Annotated in this window: 17 protein-coding genes and 1 riboswitch; of the genes, 4 read left to right on the top strand and 13 right to left on the bottom strand. The window is 48.6% G+C overall.

All coding sequences use genetic code 11. The features are described 5' to 3' along the window. Nucleotides 1-100: 100 nt before the first annotated feature. From ACTNEN_RS03050 to ACTNEN_RS03040, 3 genes are read right to left on the bottom strand one after another with little or no spacing between them, the layout of a single operon-like run. Nucleotides 101-838 carry an amino acid ABC transporter ATP-binding protein gene (locus tag ACTNEN_RS03050; RefSeq protein WP_441204602.1) on the bottom strand — a complete coding sequence of 246 codons (738 nt, stop codon included), beginning with the start codon at nt 836-838 and terminating at the stop codon, nt 101-103. A gap of 3 nt (nt 839-841) precedes the next feature. Beyond that, nucleotides 842-1612, bottom strand: coding sequence for an amino acid ABC transporter permease (locus ACTNEN_RS03045; RefSeq protein WP_441204601.1), 771 nt, complete (start codon nt 1610-1612; stop codon nt 842-844). Continuing rightward, the gene (locus tag ACTNEN_RS03040) at nt 1612-2541 is read right to left on the bottom strand and encodes a transporter substrate-binding domain-containing protein (RefSeq protein WP_441204600.1); all 930 of its coding nucleotides are present in this window, start codon (nt 2539-2541) and stop codon (nt 1612-1614) included. The genes ACTNEN_RS03045 and ACTNEN_RS03040 overlap by 1 nt, the downstream gene beginning before the upstream one ends. A 93-nt stretch (nt 2542-2634) precedes the next feature. After that, nucleotides 2635-2806: riboswitch (Lysine riboswitch) on the bottom strand. A gap of 168 nt (nt 2807-2974) precedes the next feature. Between ACTNEN_RS03040 and ACTNEN_RS03035 the strand changes: the two genes are divergently transcribed. The 3 genes from ACTNEN_RS03035 to ACTNEN_RS03025 all read left to right on the top strand — a co-directional run bounded on the left by ACTNEN_RS03035 (nt 2975) and on the right by ACTNEN_RS03025 (nt 5024). Beyond that, entirely contained in the window at nt 2975-3352 is a 378-nt protein-coding gene (locus ACTNEN_RS03035) for a hypothetical protein (protein ID WP_441204599.1), read from the top strand. Between the two features lie 162 nt (nt 3353-3514). Beyond that, nucleotides 3515-4153, top strand: coding sequence for a histidine phosphatase family protein (locus ACTNEN_RS03030; protein WP_441204598.1), 639 nt, complete (start codon nt 3515-3517; stop codon nt 4151-4153). Next, nucleotides 4140-5024 (top strand): DMT family transporter, encoded by an 885-nt coding sequence (locus ACTNEN_RS03025; RefSeq protein WP_441204597.1) that lies wholly within the window; start codon nt 4140-4142, stop codon nt 5022-5024. The genes ACTNEN_RS03030 and ACTNEN_RS03025 overlap by 14 nt, the downstream gene beginning before the upstream one ends. Before the next feature lie 100 nt (nt 5025-5124). Here the strand turns inward: ACTNEN_RS03025 and ACTNEN_RS03020 are convergent, their stop codons facing one another. The 8 genes from ACTNEN_RS03020 to ACTNEN_RS02985 form a co-directional block, all read right to left on the bottom strand. After that, nucleotides 5125-5751 (bottom strand): hemerythrin domain-containing protein, encoded by a 627-nt coding sequence (locus tag ACTNEN_RS03020; RefSeq protein ID WP_441204596.1) that lies wholly within the window; start codon nt 5749-5751, stop codon nt 5125-5127. Between the two features lie 36 nt (nt 5752-5787). Further along, the gene (locus ACTNEN_RS03015) at nt 5788-5991 is read right to left on the bottom strand and encodes a DUF1858 domain-containing protein (protein ID WP_441204595.1); all 204 of its coding nucleotides are present in this window, start codon (nt 5989-5991) and stop codon (nt 5788-5790) included. Between the two features lie 24 nt (nt 5992-6015). Beyond that, a complete protein-coding gene (locus ACTNEN_RS03010) occupies nt 6016-6624 on the bottom strand; it encodes a hypothetical protein (protein ID WP_441204594.1) in 609 nt (202 codons plus the stop codon). A 216-nt stretch (nt 6625-6840) separates the two neighbouring features. Then, a complete protein-coding gene (locus ACTNEN_RS03005; protein WP_441204593.1) occupies nt 6841-8340 on the bottom strand; it encodes a 4Fe-4S dicluster domain-containing protein in 1500 nt (499 codons plus the stop codon). Between the two features lie 285 nt (nt 8341-8625). After that, complete coding sequence (locus ACTNEN_RS03000) at nt 8626-9015, bottom strand: hypothetical protein (RefSeq protein ID WP_441204592.1); 390 nt, start codon at nt 9013-9015, stop codon at nt 8626-8628. 13 nt (nt 9016-9028) lie between these two features. Continuing rightward, nucleotides 9029-9583 carry an anaerobic ribonucleoside-triphosphate reductase activating protein gene (nrdG, locus tag ACTNEN_RS02995; protein WP_441204591.1) on the bottom strand — a complete coding sequence of 185 codons (555 nt, stop codon included), beginning with the start codon at nt 9581-9583 and terminating at the stop codon, nt 9029-9031. A 102-nt stretch (nt 9584-9685) separates the two neighbouring features. Then, nucleotides 9686-11083, bottom strand: coding sequence for a CitMHS family transporter (locus ACTNEN_RS02990; RefSeq protein WP_441204590.1), 1398 nt, complete (start codon nt 11081-11083; stop codon nt 9686-9688). A 130-nt stretch (nt 11084-11213) separates the two neighbouring features. After that, nucleotides 11214-13388, bottom strand: coding sequence for an ATP-binding protein (locus ACTNEN_RS02985; protein WP_441204589.1), 2175 nt, complete (start codon nt 13386-13388; stop codon nt 11214-11216). A gap of 90 nt (nt 13389-13478) precedes the next feature. Here ACTNEN_RS02985 and ACTNEN_RS02980 point away from each other — a divergent pair, with 90 nt between their 5' ends. Further along, nucleotides 13479-14171, top strand: coding sequence for a response regulator transcription factor (locus ACTNEN_RS02980; protein ID WP_441204588.1), 693 nt, complete (start codon nt 13479-13481; stop codon nt 14169-14171). A 157-nt stretch (nt 14172-14328) separates the two neighbouring features. Here the strand turns inward: ACTNEN_RS02980 and ACTNEN_RS02975 are convergent, their stop codons facing one another. Both ACTNEN_RS02975 and ACTNEN_RS02970 read right to left on the bottom strand, forming a co-directional pair. After that, on the bottom strand, nt 14329-15477 hold the full coding sequence (locus ACTNEN_RS02975; protein ID WP_441204587.1) for a 2-methylaconitate cis-trans isomerase PrpF family protein: 1149 nt from the start codon (nt 15475-15477) through the stop codon (nt 14329-14331). 163 nt (nt 15478-15640) lie between these two features. Beyond that, nucleotides 15641-16816 carry an isocitrate/isopropylmalate family dehydrogenase gene (locus ACTNEN_RS02970; protein ID WP_441204586.1) on the bottom strand — a complete coding sequence of 392 codons (1176 nt, stop codon included), beginning with the start codon at nt 16814-16816 and terminating at the stop codon, nt 15641-15643. Between the last annotated feature and the right edge of the window lie 35 nt (nt 16817-16851).

Raw genomic sequence — 16851 nt, 5'->3', positions numbered from 1 at the left:
GAGTAAAAGCACATAAATACGCAAAAATACCGGCGCAGATAAATCTGCCGCCGGTACTATCGTAATACAGCTTTAAAAAAATGTCTCTTAAAAATGTCTCTTATTTATTAACGGATGCGCGTAAAAAGCTGATGGTCCGCTCGCTCTTTGGATGCTCAAAAAGCTCCTCCGGAGCTCCCTGCTCCTCAATCCGGCCCTGATCCATAAAGACAACCCGGTCTGCAACCTCTCTTGCAAAGCCCATCTCATGGGTCACAATGATCATGGTGAGACCTTCATTGGCAAGGTCCTTCATAACATTTAAAACCTCTCCAACCATCTCGGGATCCAACGCGGAAGTAGGCTCGTCAAAAAGCATCAGCTTCGGCTGCATGCAGAGTGCTCTTGCGATCGCGACTCTCTGTTTCTGTCCGCCGGAAATCGTCCGCACACTGGCACCGGCAAATTGCCGCATGCCTACCTTATCAAGGTAATGCAGTGCGTTTTTCTCCGCTTCCTCCTTGGAGAGCTTCCGGACCTTCCGCTGCGGATACACGCAGTTCTCAAGCACATTCATATTGTTAAAGAGATTGAACTGCTGGAAGCACATGCCCACCTTGGCGCGGTACGCATTCACATTACGGGTATGGAGGATGTCCTCACCAAAAACCGTAATCACACCCTTATCCGGCTTTTCCAGGAGGTTAATGCAGCGAAGCAGGGTGGACTTACCGGAGCCGGAACGACCAATGAGACAGACAACCTCTCCTTCATTTACCGAGAAATCCACGCCCTTCAGCACCTCGAGCGCACCGAAGCTTTTATGGATATCCTTGATTTCAACAACTGGTTCTGCCATAGCTTACTCCTTTTCTGCCACTTTACTGTATCCGATGCTCTTGGGATCCGTATCGCTCATCGGAAGCTTCAGGGTCCGGTTCTCGGACTGATTCATCCTTTTTTCAATAGAATTCAGAATCAGGCTGGCGATCGAGGTCAGAATCAGATAGATCACAGCCTCCAGGAAATAGGTCTCCGTAAAATGGAAGGTGGAGCCTGCGATACTTTTGGCCTGGAACATAAGCTCTGTGATAGAGATAATCATCAGCACCGAGGAGTCCTTGATGTTGACAATCAGCTCGTTACCGATGGCTGGGAAAGCATTTTTAATCGCCTGCGGCAGCACTACACCAAGCATCGTCTGGGCATTGGACATTCCGAGGGAACGTGCCGCCTCGGTCTGTCCGGGATCCACTGCCTGGATACCGGAACGGATAATCTCCGCCATGTAGGCGCCGGTATTCACACTGATAACTACGATCGCCGCTGTGAGCGTATCCCAGTGAATGACATTGAGCAGTGCATAATAGATAAACACCGCCTGCACCATCATCGGGGTTCCACGGAAAATCGTGATATAGATATTGGCGATCAGGTTAAAGAGCTTCTTTACAAAAACAGCCGCAGGACTCGCAGTATAATCCAGCTGGACAGCACGGAAGCCACCCACCAGAAGTCCGAGTACAAGTCCAAATGCAGTACCGGTCAATGCCACAATCAGTGTGGTTCTGACACCCAGCATCAGGCTGGAGCCATATTTATTAATGATATCAATACAGTTGTTTATAAACATTATTCATTTGCAGGCTGACGATTGACAGCTGCCTCCATTATCTCATCTCTCTCATCCTTGGAGATACCTTCGAGTGCCTTTTCCAGCTGGGACTTAAGCTCGCTGTCATCCTTTCTCACAGCAATGGAAACGGTGGTGTCTGCCTCAAAGCCCTTGCCCTCAGCAAAACGTACGATTGCAAGATCACTGTTGGCTGCAACGACGCCCTTGGCAACCGGAAGCTCGGAAACAACGCCATCAACCGCGCCTGCCTGCAGTGCCTGGATCGCTGCCGGGAATGTCTCTGCCGCCGGCTGATGCTTTACTCCATTGATCTGATCGATAACCTCATCATAGATGGTATTCATCTGCCCCTGCACAGTTGCACCTGAGAAATCCTGGATCGAGGAAGCATTGGCATACTTGCCGTCTGCCTTCACAATCATGACCTCCTCTGACTCATAGTACGGAGAAGTGAAGTTAACCTCTTTTTCACGGTCCGGAGTATCTGTCATACCGGCAATGATTGCATCAATCTGGTTGTTCTGGAGAGACAGAATCAGGTTGTCCCAGTCAAGCTTTACAATCTGCACATCCTTACCGATGGCATCGGCAAGCTTGGTTGCCATAACAACGTCGTATCCATCTGCATAGTCTACACCGGTGATCGGCTTGGTAAATTCATTGGTCGTTGTTGTGGTCCAGTTAAACGGAGCATAGTTACACTCCATGCCGACTCTCAGCACACCACCCTCTGACGCAGCGCTTTCCTGTCCGGCTGCTGCGGAGCTTGCCGCTTCACTGCCTGCAGCTGAAGTCTCTGTTTTTGCTGCTGCGCTGGACGCTGCCTGTGTCGCTGCGTCTGGTGTGGATGAACCTGCTCCGCAGGCTGCAAGAAGCATTGCTGCTGCGGATACAACAGCTGCAGAAATCATAAGATTCTTTTTCATAATTATTTCCTCCTGTAAGAGCTGCAGGAATCCCTGGAGAACCCTGCAAAACAAAAAAACCGTATGTGCTATCACATACGGTTGAACTCTCCCATAAGCAATAGCGCCACTTCAACGGGTGAAGGAGTGATACAGATGTTGTCTGCATCCCCACGGTCAAGCTGCCCTGCCGGACGGCTCCGTTCGGCGGTGATTACCTTTCCCTCACTTCATCGCCTGCCGGCTCCGTGGGGTACTCATTTGCACCGCTACCTCTACATACTACTTAATTATTACCTGGTAACTATAAGACGCATTTGAAACCCTGTCAAGGCAAAATCTGACGGATTACAGCGGTATCCCGGGATAAATTTTGCACGTTTCATGCATCTCTCCGGGAGCTGTGGTATAATGGCACTTAACCTGTTGATTTTACGCACCGGAGGTGTTTTTTATGACGCATCATCAAAACAGCCCCGATCCCAACCGGGAGCATACCAGCATTTCCAATGAGGATGCACATATTTTAATGAAAGAAATACGCAGACTGCATCAAAAAAGTGATCTTCTTCTTATTTTGAATGTCTGCCTGCTGATGCTCCTGATCGGAGGCTTCCTGTATATCCGGCACGTGCTTAACGGATATACCGCACGCATCGACAGTGCCTTTGACACGATAAAGGAAATTGATGCCATGGTAGAAAGCCTCAAGGTACTTTATGCTGCCAATGAGGATAAAATCAACAATGCACTAAGCACACTGGACAAGCTCCAGGAGACCATTGAGACACTCTCGGGTCTTCTGAATGCTCTTCCATTTATCGGCGGGTAATGTCATTGTTTTCCGGAAAAGCGGATCCCCGGGCATTTGCCCTGCGTGAGATCCGAAATCCGGTCAGAAAAGCGTGCGCAGGTCAAGCTGTTACAGCTTGCACTTCATACGAAGAAGCAGAAAATGATGACTCACAGAAAAACGATCAGAGGAACAAACGAAATGGAAATTTATTTTATACGACATGGTGAAACCGAGTGGAACCGGAAGCATCAGCTTCAGGGAAGATCTGATATCCCTCTTAATGATACAGGTCTGGCAGAGGCGAGAAAGCTTGCCAGGTATTTCCGGGATACAGAATTTGACAAGGTCTATACCAGTCCGCTTGCGCGCGCTCGCAAAACCGCAGAGATTATCATGAAGGACCGGGAACCAAAGCCTGTGGAAGTATCCGAGCTTCGGGAAATGTCCTTTGGTGTCGGTGAGGGCATGAATCTGTCGGGCGATCCGATCAGTCCGGAGCTCCGCAATCTTAAGGACTTTTTCAGTGCTCCCGAGAAATATCAGCCGCCCAAGGGCGGCGAGTCCGTTGAGGAAGTCACCGCCCGCTGCAAGGCTTTTATTGATAACTATCTGATCCCTGACGAGCCTACATGCAAGCGGGTCCTTGCGGTTGCACACGGCGGAATCATTCGCGGTATGGAAAGTGTCGTTCTGGGTCTCCCCAAGGCAGAATTCTGGACAAGTCCGATTATTCCGAACTGCGGAGCGGTGGTACTGTCTCTAAAGGATGGACATCTCAGCATTACCAAAACGATCGACATCATAGGGGAGGAGGAAAAAAGCTTTGGTCGCTTCTGATTCCGCACAGCGTCTTACGGAAGCCAGGCAGAAGGGGATCCTTTACATCGTGATTTCCGCGCTCGGCTTTGCCCTGATGTCTTTTTTTGTCAAGGCATCCGGAGATATCCCGGTTATGGAAAAAGCGGTGTTTCGTAACCTCGTGGCTTCCTTTGCCGCCTTCCTCCTCCTGAAGCGTTCCGGGCATCCCTTCCGCATCGGAAAGGGGAATTATCTCACCATGCTGCTCCGCTGCAGCTTCGGAACTGCCGGACTGATTGCCAATTTCTGGGCAATCTCCCATTTAAAAATCGGAGACGCCAATATCCTCAGCAAGATGGCCCCGTTTTTTTCCATCGTGATGTCCATCATGGTTCTGGGAGAGAAACCGAATGGTATTGAACTCCTGAGTGTGTTCCTCGCACTGATCGGCGCCGCCTTTGTAGTAAAGCCCGGATCCGGTGTCGCCTCTGCACCCGCGCTGGTCGCGTTGTTTGGCGGTCTATGCGCCGGCAGTGCCTACACCTTTGTGCGGAAGCTCGGCACGCATGGCGTACAAGGTCCTGTGATCGTACTGTGCTTCTCGGTGTTTTCCACCCTGGTCTGCCTGCCGTTCACAATCTTAAGCTTTGTACCGATCTCCATCGGTCAGCTCTTATGCCTCATTGCCGCCGGATGTGCCGCAGCCTTAGCACAGATCGCAGTAACTGCAGCCTACACCTATGCACCCGCCAAGGATATTTCCGTATTTGACTATACCCAGGTGCTCTTTGCTTCCATGCTGGGATTTGTTTTTTTCCATGAGATTCCGGATATCTACAGCATCATAGGGTATATCATTATCATCGGCACCGCCATCGGCAAATGGTATTATGCTCTTAACAAGGCATGACACAGATATCGGAGATCTACCAAAGCGTGAATCTGAATCATCTGGTGCCGCCGGACATACCAACACAAAAAATAATCGCAAAAAAAGCGTGAGGAAATCCTCACGCTTTTTTATGTAATCCGGCAGGAAGCGGCGCTGCAGCCGCAAGATCATGCTGATCCTCTACTGTGCCGTATTTTGCTTTAAGCTCATCTCTCAATGCAAGGTAATGCTGCTGTATCCCCTGCTTTTCGGTCTCTTTTTCAAAATCCTCAACCTTACGATTGATTTCCGATACAACCTCTGCAGGCAGACTTCTCTCCGCAAAGGGATAAACCACCGTATTTTCCTTTTTGATGTGTCTTGTCAGGAGTGTGGCATAGCCTTCCGCCGCTTCCAGAATGTCCAGGACATACACTGTTTTGTCCGGATGCGCATCATAAAGATCGAGCGCTGCCTCAAGATCCAGGATATGTCCCCGGCAGAGATCATGCTCCACAAGCATACCATGCCGGATCAGATTCTGACCCATGGCGCCAAGCCGGGCTTCCATCTCATTAAACAGAAACTTCTCCTCCTTGCCGTGATGCTGATGATCAGAATAATTCCGCGCAAAGTCAATCACCTTGCGGAAATCTCCCGCATCTACCTCCTTTGTTTCAAGGACATGGCAGCACATAGCTCTTACCACATCAAGAAACGAAAGGATATTGTCGTGCTCCGACTGCATAACCTCTGTACAGTACATAACGCCCTCCAAAATCTAAACTGATGAAACCTAAACTTATGCAAGGTTCAGCTGCTCGTTAAGATAATTTGCCACTTCCTGTCCGTCCAGTCCATGTACCATACTTGCATTTTCCAGAGACTCGGAAAGTGCTGCAGGACAGCTAACACAGCCCATACCAACATTCATCAGTGCCATGGATGCTCCTGCATAGTTTCTCACAATATCACCCATAATCATATCCTTTGTAATCTTTTCCATAGAAATATCCTCCTTCTGCCTCTTTCAGGCCTTTGCAATCTCAAATTCTCCGTCGCCAAGCTTCTTTAATGCATAACCGGAATGCTCCAGCATGCCGTCAATCACCCGGCTTCTTAAATAGTAATAATTGTCTCCATCTCCGCCATACTCCTTCCAGTACGGACTGTGCAGATCTTCTGTCTGCAGAAATGTGACATGATCCTCCGCGTTGTCTGTGACCTGTACCGCACGGTCACATGGCATACCATCCAGCAGCAGGTCATTAATTGCACGGAATGCGTCCTGTGCGGTACCGCCGGCATTCACCGGATGCTTCCTGCCAAACTGATATGCTGTACCCGCAAGCACTTCCAGACGTGTCGGATCCTCCTTAAGGAGTCCGGTTACAAGATGCGCATAACGGCGCTCCGGAGCATCGATCTGACTGGAAAGCCAGCCGTGGATATTGCTTAAGTCGATGATCTCCTCCAGCGGACGAGTCTCACTGGAAGCATAGGATGTAAGCTCCGCTCCATCCACCTCGCTTCCCCAATTCGACTCCCGGGTTGTATGAAGGATATCCCGTATAAGCTCCTCCTGAAGCTGGATCTTACGGTACATCCAGTGATGAATTGGTCCAAGTACTGCGCTCATTGCATCCCTCCTGCTTTTATTTCTGTATGAATGTCTGTTTGATCATCGCCTTTCCTGATGTCTCTCTACCACAGCCTCCTGACGATGATCCATTTGATCTCTCAAGCTTACGCCATCGGAAGTTCATCCTTATCTGATGGACAGTGCCTATCATACAGAAACGCAGAAAAAAAGTCCGTAACCTAAGTTACGGACTCAAAAAATTTTATGATTTATTTACTGATCCGGTCCAAGATCCACCATGCTCATGCTTCCATCCCGGTGCATGGAGAACTTGTCCATCGGATACTTCTTTAAATTCTGAAGTACCTTACGGTCGTCTGCCTGATCCAGCAGCTCCTGACGAGCCTTACGGATCTCCATCTCCGTCTTATGCTTGGACGGTCCGCCGACACAGCCGCCATCGCAGACCATGCCCTCGACAAACTCCTCCGGAAGCTTACCCATCTTGAGCAGCGTTAACGCCGTGAAGCATTCCTTACCGCCGGAGCACTTTCTCAGCTTGATACCGGTGGTATCCTCACCACGTTCTCTCATACACTCCATAACAGCATTGGCAACGCCGCCGGAAGACGCGAAGCTCTTGCCCCAGATGGAAGCCTCCTGATACTCATCCAGTACCGGCTCCAGCTCCACATCCTTGGAACGAAGCATTGCCTGCATCTCACCGAAGCTTAATACATAATCCGCATTGCCCTCGATGTTCATCTCCTTGGACTCGGACTTTTTGGCCATGCACGGTCCGATAAATACCGTTACGCAGCCAGGGTGCGTCGCCTTAAGATATCTGGAAACCGCGCACATCGGAGACACAGTCTCGGACATATTATTATGGAACTGATCCGGGAAATGACGCATCATCATATTGATAAATGCAGGACAGCAGGAGGTGGTAACCTTCTTACCTTCCTTCCTTGCCTCCGACCACTCTGCAGACTCCCATGCGGCAGTCATATCTCCGCCGAGACCAACCTCGACCATATCGGCAAATCCAAGCTTCTTTAAAGCAACTTTAACAGAAGCCATGGTAATATCCTTACCAAACTGACCCTCGATGGCAGGAGCGCACATCGCGATAACCTCCTTACCCTCCTGGATCGCCTTGATCACATCAATCACATAAACCTTGGAAGCGATCGCACCAAACGGGCAGCTGTGAATGCACTGACCGCAGCGTATGCACTTCTCCTCATCGATCTGGCAGATGCCGTTTTCATCATAATTGATGGCATTGACCGGACATGGCTTACGACACGGACGAACAAGATGTGCAATGGCTCCGTACGGACAGGCACTGGCGCACATGCCACACTCCTTGCACTTGTTGGGATCAATGTGTGCTCTGGTTTCGGTCATGCTGATCGCACCGAAACGGCAGCTGTTCTGGCATGCCTTGCCAAGGCAGAGACGGCAGTTATCTGTTACCGTATAGGTCGAGAGCGGACATTCCTCGCATGCCGGCTCAATCACCTGGATTACATTTTTATGCGGCTTTCTTGGATTGGCATCCAGTCCCATGGACAGATGGATCCTCCATTTCAGGATTTCTCTCTCTTTATAAACACAGCATCTCCATGTTGCATGAGGTCCCGGAGAAATCTCATAGCAGATATTTTTCATCGTTTCCTCATTGAGATTATCTGCCCACTGGAGTCTTGCAAGCTTCTCAATTACCGAATGCTTAAGCTCAATCGCACCCTTGTCGTTAGTAACCATAATGATCTCCCTCTTTTAATAAGTGTCCTTTCTCAGAGACAAACTCCCACTGTGGCTCCTGACCTCCACAGCGAGAGGAGTCTACATCTATGAAAGGACAAACTTTGTTAACATTATATCATGGTTCATAAAGAAATGAATGATTTTTTCCAGTACATGCCTTTGAAACCATGCCTGAAACCATGCCTTGCCATGCTTTTAAAGCATCCTTAAGCTACCCTGTAAATTCCCGCAAAAATACCGTGCAAGCTCATTTACGCCTGAACATCCGGGATTTCCCGACGCTTAAGACTTTTCCGGATCCCGGATCGCTGTCACCATACCGGACGAGTCGAGTGTTACCGTGACTTTAGCTCCAACAAGGATGGATCCGGAAAGTCCGGAGGTGTCCACATCATCTACCTCACTAAGCTCATACTGCGTTCCTTCGGCATCCTTAAGTACAAGACTGTGCATTGCGGCATCCACGATTTCACCGGTAATTTCCCTGGCATCTGCCATCTCGGCTCCGGCAGATGCTGCAGGCGTTTCCGTCTCTGTCACAGCTTCTGAAGCTTCTGTCTCTATCGCCGTTTCCGTTACCGCCTCTGTTGCCGTCGGCTTTTTCCCTCCGCAAGAGCTAAGCACTGCCGCACTCAGCAGAAGTACCGTCAGAATCCGTAACCGCTCTCTCATAGAAAACCTCCTCTCAGATTTTGGCATTGGGAGACATAGAAGTATCTCCCGGATCCCATGTGATAATTTTCCCCTCCCGCAGCGACTTCGGGATATCTATCGTTCTCTGATTGCGGGAGCCTTTAAAAAGAAGTGTCACATCCTTTTCCTTCATTATAAATGGTCCATCCACCAGTACATCTATATAATTCAGAATTTTCCTTGTCTCGGGCACCTGCTCCCACATCCATCCAAGGACGTCCCTGTCATACAGATATCCGGTAAAGCACCAGAGGTCCTTCTCGGGATACCGTTCCTTAAAGCGTCTTACCAGCGACAGAAGCCCCGGCTGGTTTCTAGGATCCATCGGCTCTCCTCCCAGCAGCGTAAGCCCCTGATAGCAGGGATCTGCCAGCGCATCAAGGATCCTGTCCTCTGTCTCCTTGGTAAACTCCTTACCATAGTTAAAATCCCAGGCAATCTCGTTAAAACAGCCCGGACATTTATGCGTACAGCCGGATACAAACAGGCTGACGCGTACGCCAGGACCATTGGCAATATCATGTTCTTTAATTTCTGCGTAGTTCATCCTTTACCTCCGCTTTTTTCCAGCTCTATTGTAACAGAAAAAGCGGTTTCCTGACACCAGGAAACCGCTCAATATTATACGATCTTACAGACCCGTATGTATTTATAATGGCATGATACCTATAATTACTGCAAAAAGCATGCAGATGATAGAGAACGCCCAGACATAGCCAAAGCTTGCCTTGATATGATCCTTGATATCTACATCCGCAAGACCGATACCGAGCAGCGTTGCCGGAACCATCGGGCTGATGAAGGTCGCACAGTTACGACATACAACCATGGCAATCGCAATCGGAAGTGCTTCTACACCAAAGCTTGCGCCAATCGCAATCATGATCGGGAGCATGCCATAGAAGTAGGAGTCTGTATCAAATGCAAGTGCAAGCGGTACGGAAAGAATACCGATTACGATTGGCAGATGCATACCAAGAGATGCTGGCAGGATCAGTGTAATAATCTGTGCCATGTTGGTAACGACAGAAGTTTTTGCCATCTCTACACCAGGCTTTGCAATTGCTGCAGCGCCATCGGCATTAAATCCGTAAACCAGGATACCCATAAGTACAGCGGCACCCATCAGTGTAGAGCACATCATAAGTGCAGGACCGGCATGCAGGTTAATTACCTTTTTCTGCAGCTTGATCGGTGTATAGTTTACCAGGATGGAAACACCTACGCCAATCATAAACGGAACATAGCTTGGGAACTGATCCCAGATCAGAAGCGCAATAACAGCAATCGTAAGCAGGATATTAAATACAAAAAGCTTCGGTCTTGCAAGCTCGTTTTTCTGTGCATCCGCCTCTTTTGTATCTACATGAATCTCGCCCTCTTCCTGTGCGAGCTTGCCATGCAGTCCGGCACCTCTTGCCTTCTCCTGTACACCGGCAAGAACCGCATGTGCAAGACAAAGTGCAATACCGAAAACCTGGATCGGAATGATGGTTCTCCAGAGCTTTCCTGCCTCCATGCCAAGTACCGATGCCGCTCTCATCGTTGGACCTGCCCACGGCATCAGGTTGAGGACACCCATGGCAAGTACCGAAACACGAAGCAGTGTTGTCGGTCTCATATGCATCTTTTTATATACCGGAAGCATGGATGGAACAACGATACAGAAGGTGGATGCTCCACCGCCGTCCAGATGTCCGATCAACGCAATGATTGCAGTCATCACGGTTACACCGATGACATTATCCTTTACAAGCTTCATCAGCTTATCAATGATAACATCAAACATACCTGCATCCGTCATGATACCGAAATACAGCACGGAGAACACAAACAGTGCGGCAGTCGGTCCGGTGCTGCCAAATCCGCCCTTAATCAGCTTGCCGATATCTCCGATCGTATAGTATCCTCCAATTACAAGGATACAGGCAAGAATCATCGGCCATACAATGAACGCAATACTTGGAAGTGTCTTGCTCTTAAAGAGTGTGACGACAATCGCCACAATCGTAAGGAAGCCAAGAATTCCAACAACAGTTGTACTCATGTTTTCTCCCCCTATGGAAAATCACCAAGTCTTTAAAAAGACCTTGTTAATGCTTAAAAACTATAGCAATCCAACCTTACAGGGGACTTGAAACATTGTGAATTTTCTTTAAGCTGTATCTTACAATTTGTTAAGCTTCTTCTGTACGGATTTCTTCTATCAACTCAAGAATCTGTGCCCCGGAAACCGGTTTTTGCAGGATCCCCTGAATGATACCGCGCTGCTTTGCCTCCATCAGCTCCCGGTCAATGGTATCCGTCATGATAATGCGGATCACCTCGGGATAACGGGATAATAACGACATCATAAGCTCCACTCCGTCTGCATTACCTACTCTCTGATCCGCTACAACTGCAGAAGGCCGCTCTCCCAAAAGCAAGCTCTCACATGCTTCTCTGCTGTCTGCTGTCCTTACCCTGAGATTAGAATAAGGCTTAAGTCCCTGCTCGAGGAGATTCAGGATCTTGTGATTATCATCCACAATCAGCAGACTGTCACGTTCCAGATCCGGGATCCCGGAAGTCTCCTCTGCATCCACCACAGGAAGCCCTACGATAAAGCAGCTGCCCTCTGTCAGCTTGCTGTCAACATGTATAAAACCTCTGTGTGCGCCGATAATCTGCTGCGCAAGCGCAAGGCCAAGACCTGTACCCTCTCCCTGCGGTTTTGTGGTAAAGAACGGATCAAAAATATGCCGTATGGTATCCTGAGACATACCCGGACCATCATCCCGGATGGATATCAGAATATATTTTTTCCAGGAAGCATCCTCCGGAATCTCCGGATATCCGAGCTTGCTTACTTCAGAAGCTTCTGCCCGTATGGATATGTGTCCCTCCTGCATACCGATTGCCTGTATCGCATTCACCGTAATATTAAGCAGTACCTGATTGATCTGTGTAGAGTTGCCAAGCACATGCTCATCCTTAAGACAGTTCTCTGTCTTAAGTGCGATCCGTTCCGGGCAGATTGAGCGGATCATCCGGATATTCCGGTTGACAAGCTTTGCCGCATCCAGATTCTGATATACCGTCTCCACATTTTTCCGGCTGAGTCCCGACATCTGCTTCACCACATCTCTCGCTTTTTCAGACGCATCCAGGATTTCTCTCGCACTGTCATACTCCTCTGAGTCCTCCGGCAGCGTCATCATAAGAAGCTCTGCGTGGCCCATGATCGGTGTAAGGAAATTATTAAATTCATGGGCAATACCTCCGGCAACCGTTCCCATAATCTGCAGTCTCTGCTGATGCGCGATGGTCTCCTCGGATTTGTGCACCTCCTCCAGTGTCTCGTTAAGATTTTTAAGATAATTGATTTCCCGGGACGCCTTGGTGTTATCATAAAGCAGTCTTGCCATCATAATCGCAGCCACCATAAAAATCAGCAGAATCGCCGAAAAAATCATCAGGATCCGACTGAATCCCTCCTGGATCGGCGCATAAAAATCCGCATAATCCAGCACTGCACTCACAATCCAGAAGTCCTCACCCATATATGCCGGACAGTACGCGCTGATTTTACGTACCCGTGGCAGAGACGGATCTGTCCACCAGTATGAGTAGTACTCCTCAACTCCCTCCTGTCCCTGCTTCTGATGCTCAAGCATCTGCTCCAGACTGCCAAGATCGACATCAGGATACATCTTTATCCGATCCGCAATGACATTGATGCCCCACTGTGCCTTCTCCGGATGCATCAGCATGATATTATCTGAATTTTTAATCACCACATATCCATTGGTTCCAATCTGAATATCAGAAATCAGGCTGTGATAATATTCATCCTCGGATACAGCAAGGCACAGTCTCCTGCCATCAGACGTAGTTCTTTTAAGCACAAGATAATCTTTCTCTTCCGGAGCACTGTACTGATAAATTGACGTCCGGTCATCATATACCGTGATCTTAAGCGGCTCCGAAAGCTTAAGCTTTAAAATGGACCGGATCACGTTTCCATCAGAATCCTCCCAGAATATATTCTCCAGGAAATTGCCGCTTTCATTGATATAGTCCTTATAGATTTCATCAGATACCGCATGCTTCTCAAGATCCTCAAGATAATCCAGCTCACCAACATACTCCCGCATATCGAGGCTGATATGCTGACCAAGCGTTTCCGATAACTTAAGGAGCTGCGTCTGCTGATTTTGCATCAGGGTATTGCGGTAATCAGTAAATACACTTCTTGCAAGAGCAATCAATAGTACCGTTACTGCCGTAAACACAATCCCCGTAAGAAACATCAGATAATTAATTTTTTCAGTTTTTTTGTTTTTAGTTTTTCCGTATATTTTATATTTCATACCCGCATATTTTCCATATAGAAGTGCTTCATTGTTTGACGCGTATTTCTTATGACAGTATAATATAGTTAATGGACAGGTGCGAGTAATATGGCTGATAAAGTTTTGATTGTTGATGATGATCCGGCAATCTGCAAATTGCTGGAAAAAGTGCTGCATTCCAATGACCTTGAGACTAAGGTTGCCAATTCCGGAAAAGAGGCATTGGCTCTCTTAAGGTCAGCCGATTTTGATCTGATTCTTATGGATGTCATGCTGGGCGACACGGAAGGCTTTGATGTCATAAAAAAGATCCGTTCAGATGGCAACTCCACCCCGATCATCATCGTGAGCGGTCGTAATGAGGATTATGACTCTATTTACGGTCTGTCCATCGGTGCCGACGATTATGTGACCAAGCCATTTCGTCCGGTCGTACTGGGCGCCAAGGTCAAGGCACTGATCCGGCGAAACCGGCAGTCTGTAGCCGATGCCGCCGGTGGAGATCTGTTAAATGTGGGCAGCTTCCGATATGATGCCTCCACGATGAATTTTTATAAGGGAGATCAGGAGCTTCTGTTATCCTCCAGAGAGGCAACTCTGCTTTTACTTTTCCTCAAAAATCCGCAGAAGATTTTCAGTAAGGACCAGATCTATGAGCATGTCTGGCAGACAGACGTAGCGGTGGATGATAATGCCATTATGGTATACATCAACCGTCTCCGTCAGAAAATAGAGGAAGACCCCAAACGGCCAGTTCATATTCTGACCGTCCGGGGTCTCGGGTACCGGTTCGTGCCATAAACAGCTTGCGCATTGATGACAGTCTTTTTTATATTGATTTCCGTCTTATGGCAGTCTTATCTTAGTCATTCCGATCATAGTTTATAAGACTACCGCTAAGATAGCTACACTCCCGTATCATGGTTTCATGCTGCGGAAACTTCGCATCCCAGAAGCTTTAATTCCGGATATATACATACCCGTCCATGATACGGCGGGCTGTCCGCTGTACGGCTACTCCCGGAACCGTAGCATCCGCCATATTTGCGCCGTGCTTTACTACTGTCGGAACCATGGTCATAACACCGCTTGGATGCCCGATACGGACGGTAGACTGCCCCGGCTTGATCGGAGCAATCTGATTGACAATCGTTCCATCCAGAAACGCTGCTGTAGAAACGGAGCTTGCTGCCGTAAGCGGTATTGCCTTATGGCATTTAAAAACCGAAATCACACGAGCGCAGATATCCATCCTGTCTGCCCTGACTTCCTTGCCTTCGATATCCGTAAAGCTTACAGGACTTGTGACAAAACCGACCTTAGGTACACCCGGCTGATTGTCTGTTGCTTCCTTAAGATCTTTGGCAAAGCCCATCATCATGCACGCAGTACCACGGATTTTTTCCAGAAGCTCCATGAGCGGGAGGTTTGCGTTGATCTCCGCGGGAAGCTCCGTTCCCTTCATACCGATATCCTCCGCTCTCACCAGAACAATCGGATTGGATACATCAATGATGGTCGCTTCCAGTTTGCCAAAGCCGGGGATATCAAGTACATCCATAACATTTCCGGTCGGCAGGAGTTTGCCGGTTTTGGCGCCTGCGGGATTAAGGAAATCCACCTTAAGCTCGGCTGCCGTTCCATCGACACCCGCGATCTCACAGTCTCCATCCTGTGCAAAGGTATGCGTTACAGGATCAATCGGCACATCAACGTTAATATACTTATCTGTATTTTTATTAAGCATACGAACCGTGGTCACCGGCTCCTTGATCTCTACCATGCCTTCTTCCACAGCAAATGCCGGTACCGCAGCAGTCATGTTGCCGCAATTGGACTTATAATCCACCTGTTCCTTACCAACGATCACCTGACCCACCAGATACTCGATATCCACATCGGGTTCTTCAGATTTCCAGATAACCACAATTTTATTATTACTGGACACCGTACCGCCCATGCCATCAATCTGCTTCGGATCCGGACTGCCCATCGTCTGCAAAAAAATCTTATCCCACTCGGATCTGTCCGCTGGCAGGTCCTCTTTCTTAAAAAGGCAGCCCTTGGATGTACCGCCGCGCATAAATACCGTTTTAAATTTTCTCATATAATAAAAATCTCCATTCCACCGCTTTTAACCTGCAGCAATCGAGTATTTACCTGCACAATACGGCAACTCCGCCGCCATCTCGTGCTTCACACCAGATGATGAGCGGTCGTCTTCACAAATAAGAGTGAACGTATCTACAATCTTTCACTCCAGATCCCTTTTATTTCTCGAGATGCTTGATTGTATCAATGAGATAATCTGTAAATTCCGCAGTAGATGCATCCTTCGTCTCGGTCGTAAGCACAACCTTACGCTCTGTCACAGTACAGATATCCAGTGCCTTACTCAGGATGTCTTTCCGGTCGCCATAACCGATGTGTGCCATCATCTCTCCCATCGCACGGATCAGCGAGCATGGATTTGCATAATGTCCGCGGCCGTGACTCATAAGATATGGCGCTGTACCATGGATTGCTTCAAAAAGAGCATACTGATTACCAATGTTAGAGCTGGAAGCTGTGCCAAGTCCGCCCTGAAGCTCTGCTGCTACATCCGTTACAATATCGCCATAAAGATTTGGCAGTACCACAACCTGGATGCCGGCATTGAACTCCGGATCCGTCATTTTGGCCGCCATCGCATCCACAAGACGATCCTGCACTTCAATCTCCGGATATTCCTCCGCGCCAACATGGTGCACAGTCTTAAGGAAGTTACCATCGGCAAGCTTCACAATATTTGATTTTGTAACAACAGTGACATTGGTCTTGCCGTTTTTACGTGCAAATTCAAATGCCGCACGCGCAATACGCTCTGCTCCCGGCTTGGTGCAGACCTTGAAGTCAATGCCGAGATCCTCATTCACCTCAATACCCTTGTTGCCCCAGATATACTCGCCCTCGATATTTTCACGGAAGAAGGTCCAGTCAATGCCCTTATCCGGGATCTTGATCGGGCGCACCGCCGCAAAAAGATTTAAGCCTCTGCGAAGCAGGGAATTGGCAGACACAAGATTTGGATACGGATCTCCTGGTCTTGGTGTAACAAATGGTCCCTTGACGAGCACATCGCATTTCCTGCATTCCTCCATGACATCTGCCGGCAGGGACTCCATGAGCTCGGATCTACGCTCAATCGTCATACCTGGAATCTCATGAAGCTCAACACGTCCGGAGGCAATCTCATCCTTCAGGAGTTCCTTTACCACACGAACCGCCTGCTCCATGATGATCGGACCAATGCCATCGCCCGGAAGGATGCCGACCTTGATATGTGAAAGCTTTGAGAAATCCTTTACCTCACTGTCCTTTTTCATTGCCTCAATCCGCGCATTCTCGCTGCGGATCAGATCGCCAAATTTAGCTTCTGCTGCCTTGATCTGCTCTTCTGTAATCATCTGTTCTCTCCTTTATAATGCCCTGAGGGCTATAA

Source organism: Oribacterium sp. HCP28S3_H8, assembly GCF_052064775.1.
Taxonomy (GTDB): domain Bacteria; phylum Bacillota; class Clostridia; order Lachnospirales; family Lachnospiraceae; genus Oribacterium.
Note: the sequence above shows the minus strand (reverse complement) of the source record. Positions and strands in the feature narration are given on the sequence as shown.

Excerpts from the sequence above, each read along its gene's own strand:
- ACTNEN_RS03050 (WP_441204602.1), bottom strand. The coding sequence starts at position 838 with ATGGCAGAACCAGTTGTTGAAATCAAGGATATCCATAAAAGCTTCGGT.
- ACTNEN_RS03045 (WP_441204601.1), bottom strand. The coding sequence starts at position 1,612 with ATGTTTATAAACAACTGTATTGATATCATTAATAAATATGGCTCCAGC.
- ACTNEN_RS03040 (WP_441204600.1), bottom strand. The coding sequence starts at position 2,541 with ATGAAAAAGAATCTTATGATTTCTGCAGCTGTTGTATCCGCAGCAGCA.
- ACTNEN_RS03035 (WP_441204599.1), top strand. The coding sequence starts at position 2,975 with ATGACGCATCATCAAAACAGCCCCGATCCCAACCGGGAGCATACCAGC.
- ACTNEN_RS03030 (WP_441204598.1), top strand. The coding sequence starts at position 3,515 with ATGGAAATTTATTTTATACGACATGGTGAAACCGAGTGGAACCGGAAG.
- ACTNEN_RS03020 (WP_441204596.1), bottom strand. The coding sequence starts at position 5,751 with ATGTACTGTACAGAGGTTATGCAGTCGGAGCACGACAATATCCTTTCG.
- ACTNEN_RS03015 (WP_441204595.1), bottom strand. The coding sequence starts at position 5,991 with ATGGAAAAGATTACAAAGGATATGATTATGGGTGATATTGTGAGAAAC.
- ACTNEN_RS03010 (WP_441204594.1), bottom strand. The coding sequence starts at position 6,624 with ATGAGCGCAGTACTTGGACCAATTCATCACTGGATGTACCGTAAGATC.
- ACTNEN_RS03005 (WP_441204593.1), bottom strand. The coding sequence starts at position 8,340 with ATGGTTACTAACGACAAGGGTGCGATTGAGCTTAAGCATTCGGTAATT.
- ACTNEN_RS03000 (WP_441204592.1), bottom strand. The coding sequence starts at position 9,015 with ATGAGAGAGCGGTTACGGATTCTGACGGTACTTCTGCTGAGTGCGGCA.
- nrdG (WP_441204591.1), bottom strand. The coding sequence starts at position 9,583 with ATGAACTACGCAGAAATTAAAGAACATGATATTGCCAATGGTCCTGGC.
- ACTNEN_RS02990 (WP_441204590.1), bottom strand. The coding sequence starts at position 11,083 with ATGAGTACAACTGTTGTTGGAATTCTTGGCTTCCTTACGATTGTGGCG.
- ACTNEN_RS02985 (WP_441204589.1), bottom strand. The coding sequence starts at position 13,388 with ATGAAATATAAAATATACGGAAAAACTAAAAACAAAAAAACTGAAAAA.
- ACTNEN_RS02980 (WP_441204588.1), top strand. The coding sequence starts at position 13,479 with ATGGCTGATAAAGTTTTGATTGTTGATGATGATCCGGCAATCTGCAAA.
- ACTNEN_RS02975 (WP_441204587.1), bottom strand. The coding sequence starts at position 15,477 with ATGAGAAAATTTAAAACGGTATTTATGCGCGGCGGTACATCCAAGGGC.
- ACTNEN_RS02970 (WP_441204586.1), bottom strand. The coding sequence starts at position 16,816 with ATGATTACAGAAGAGCAGATCAAGGCAGCAGAAGCTAAATTTGGCGAT.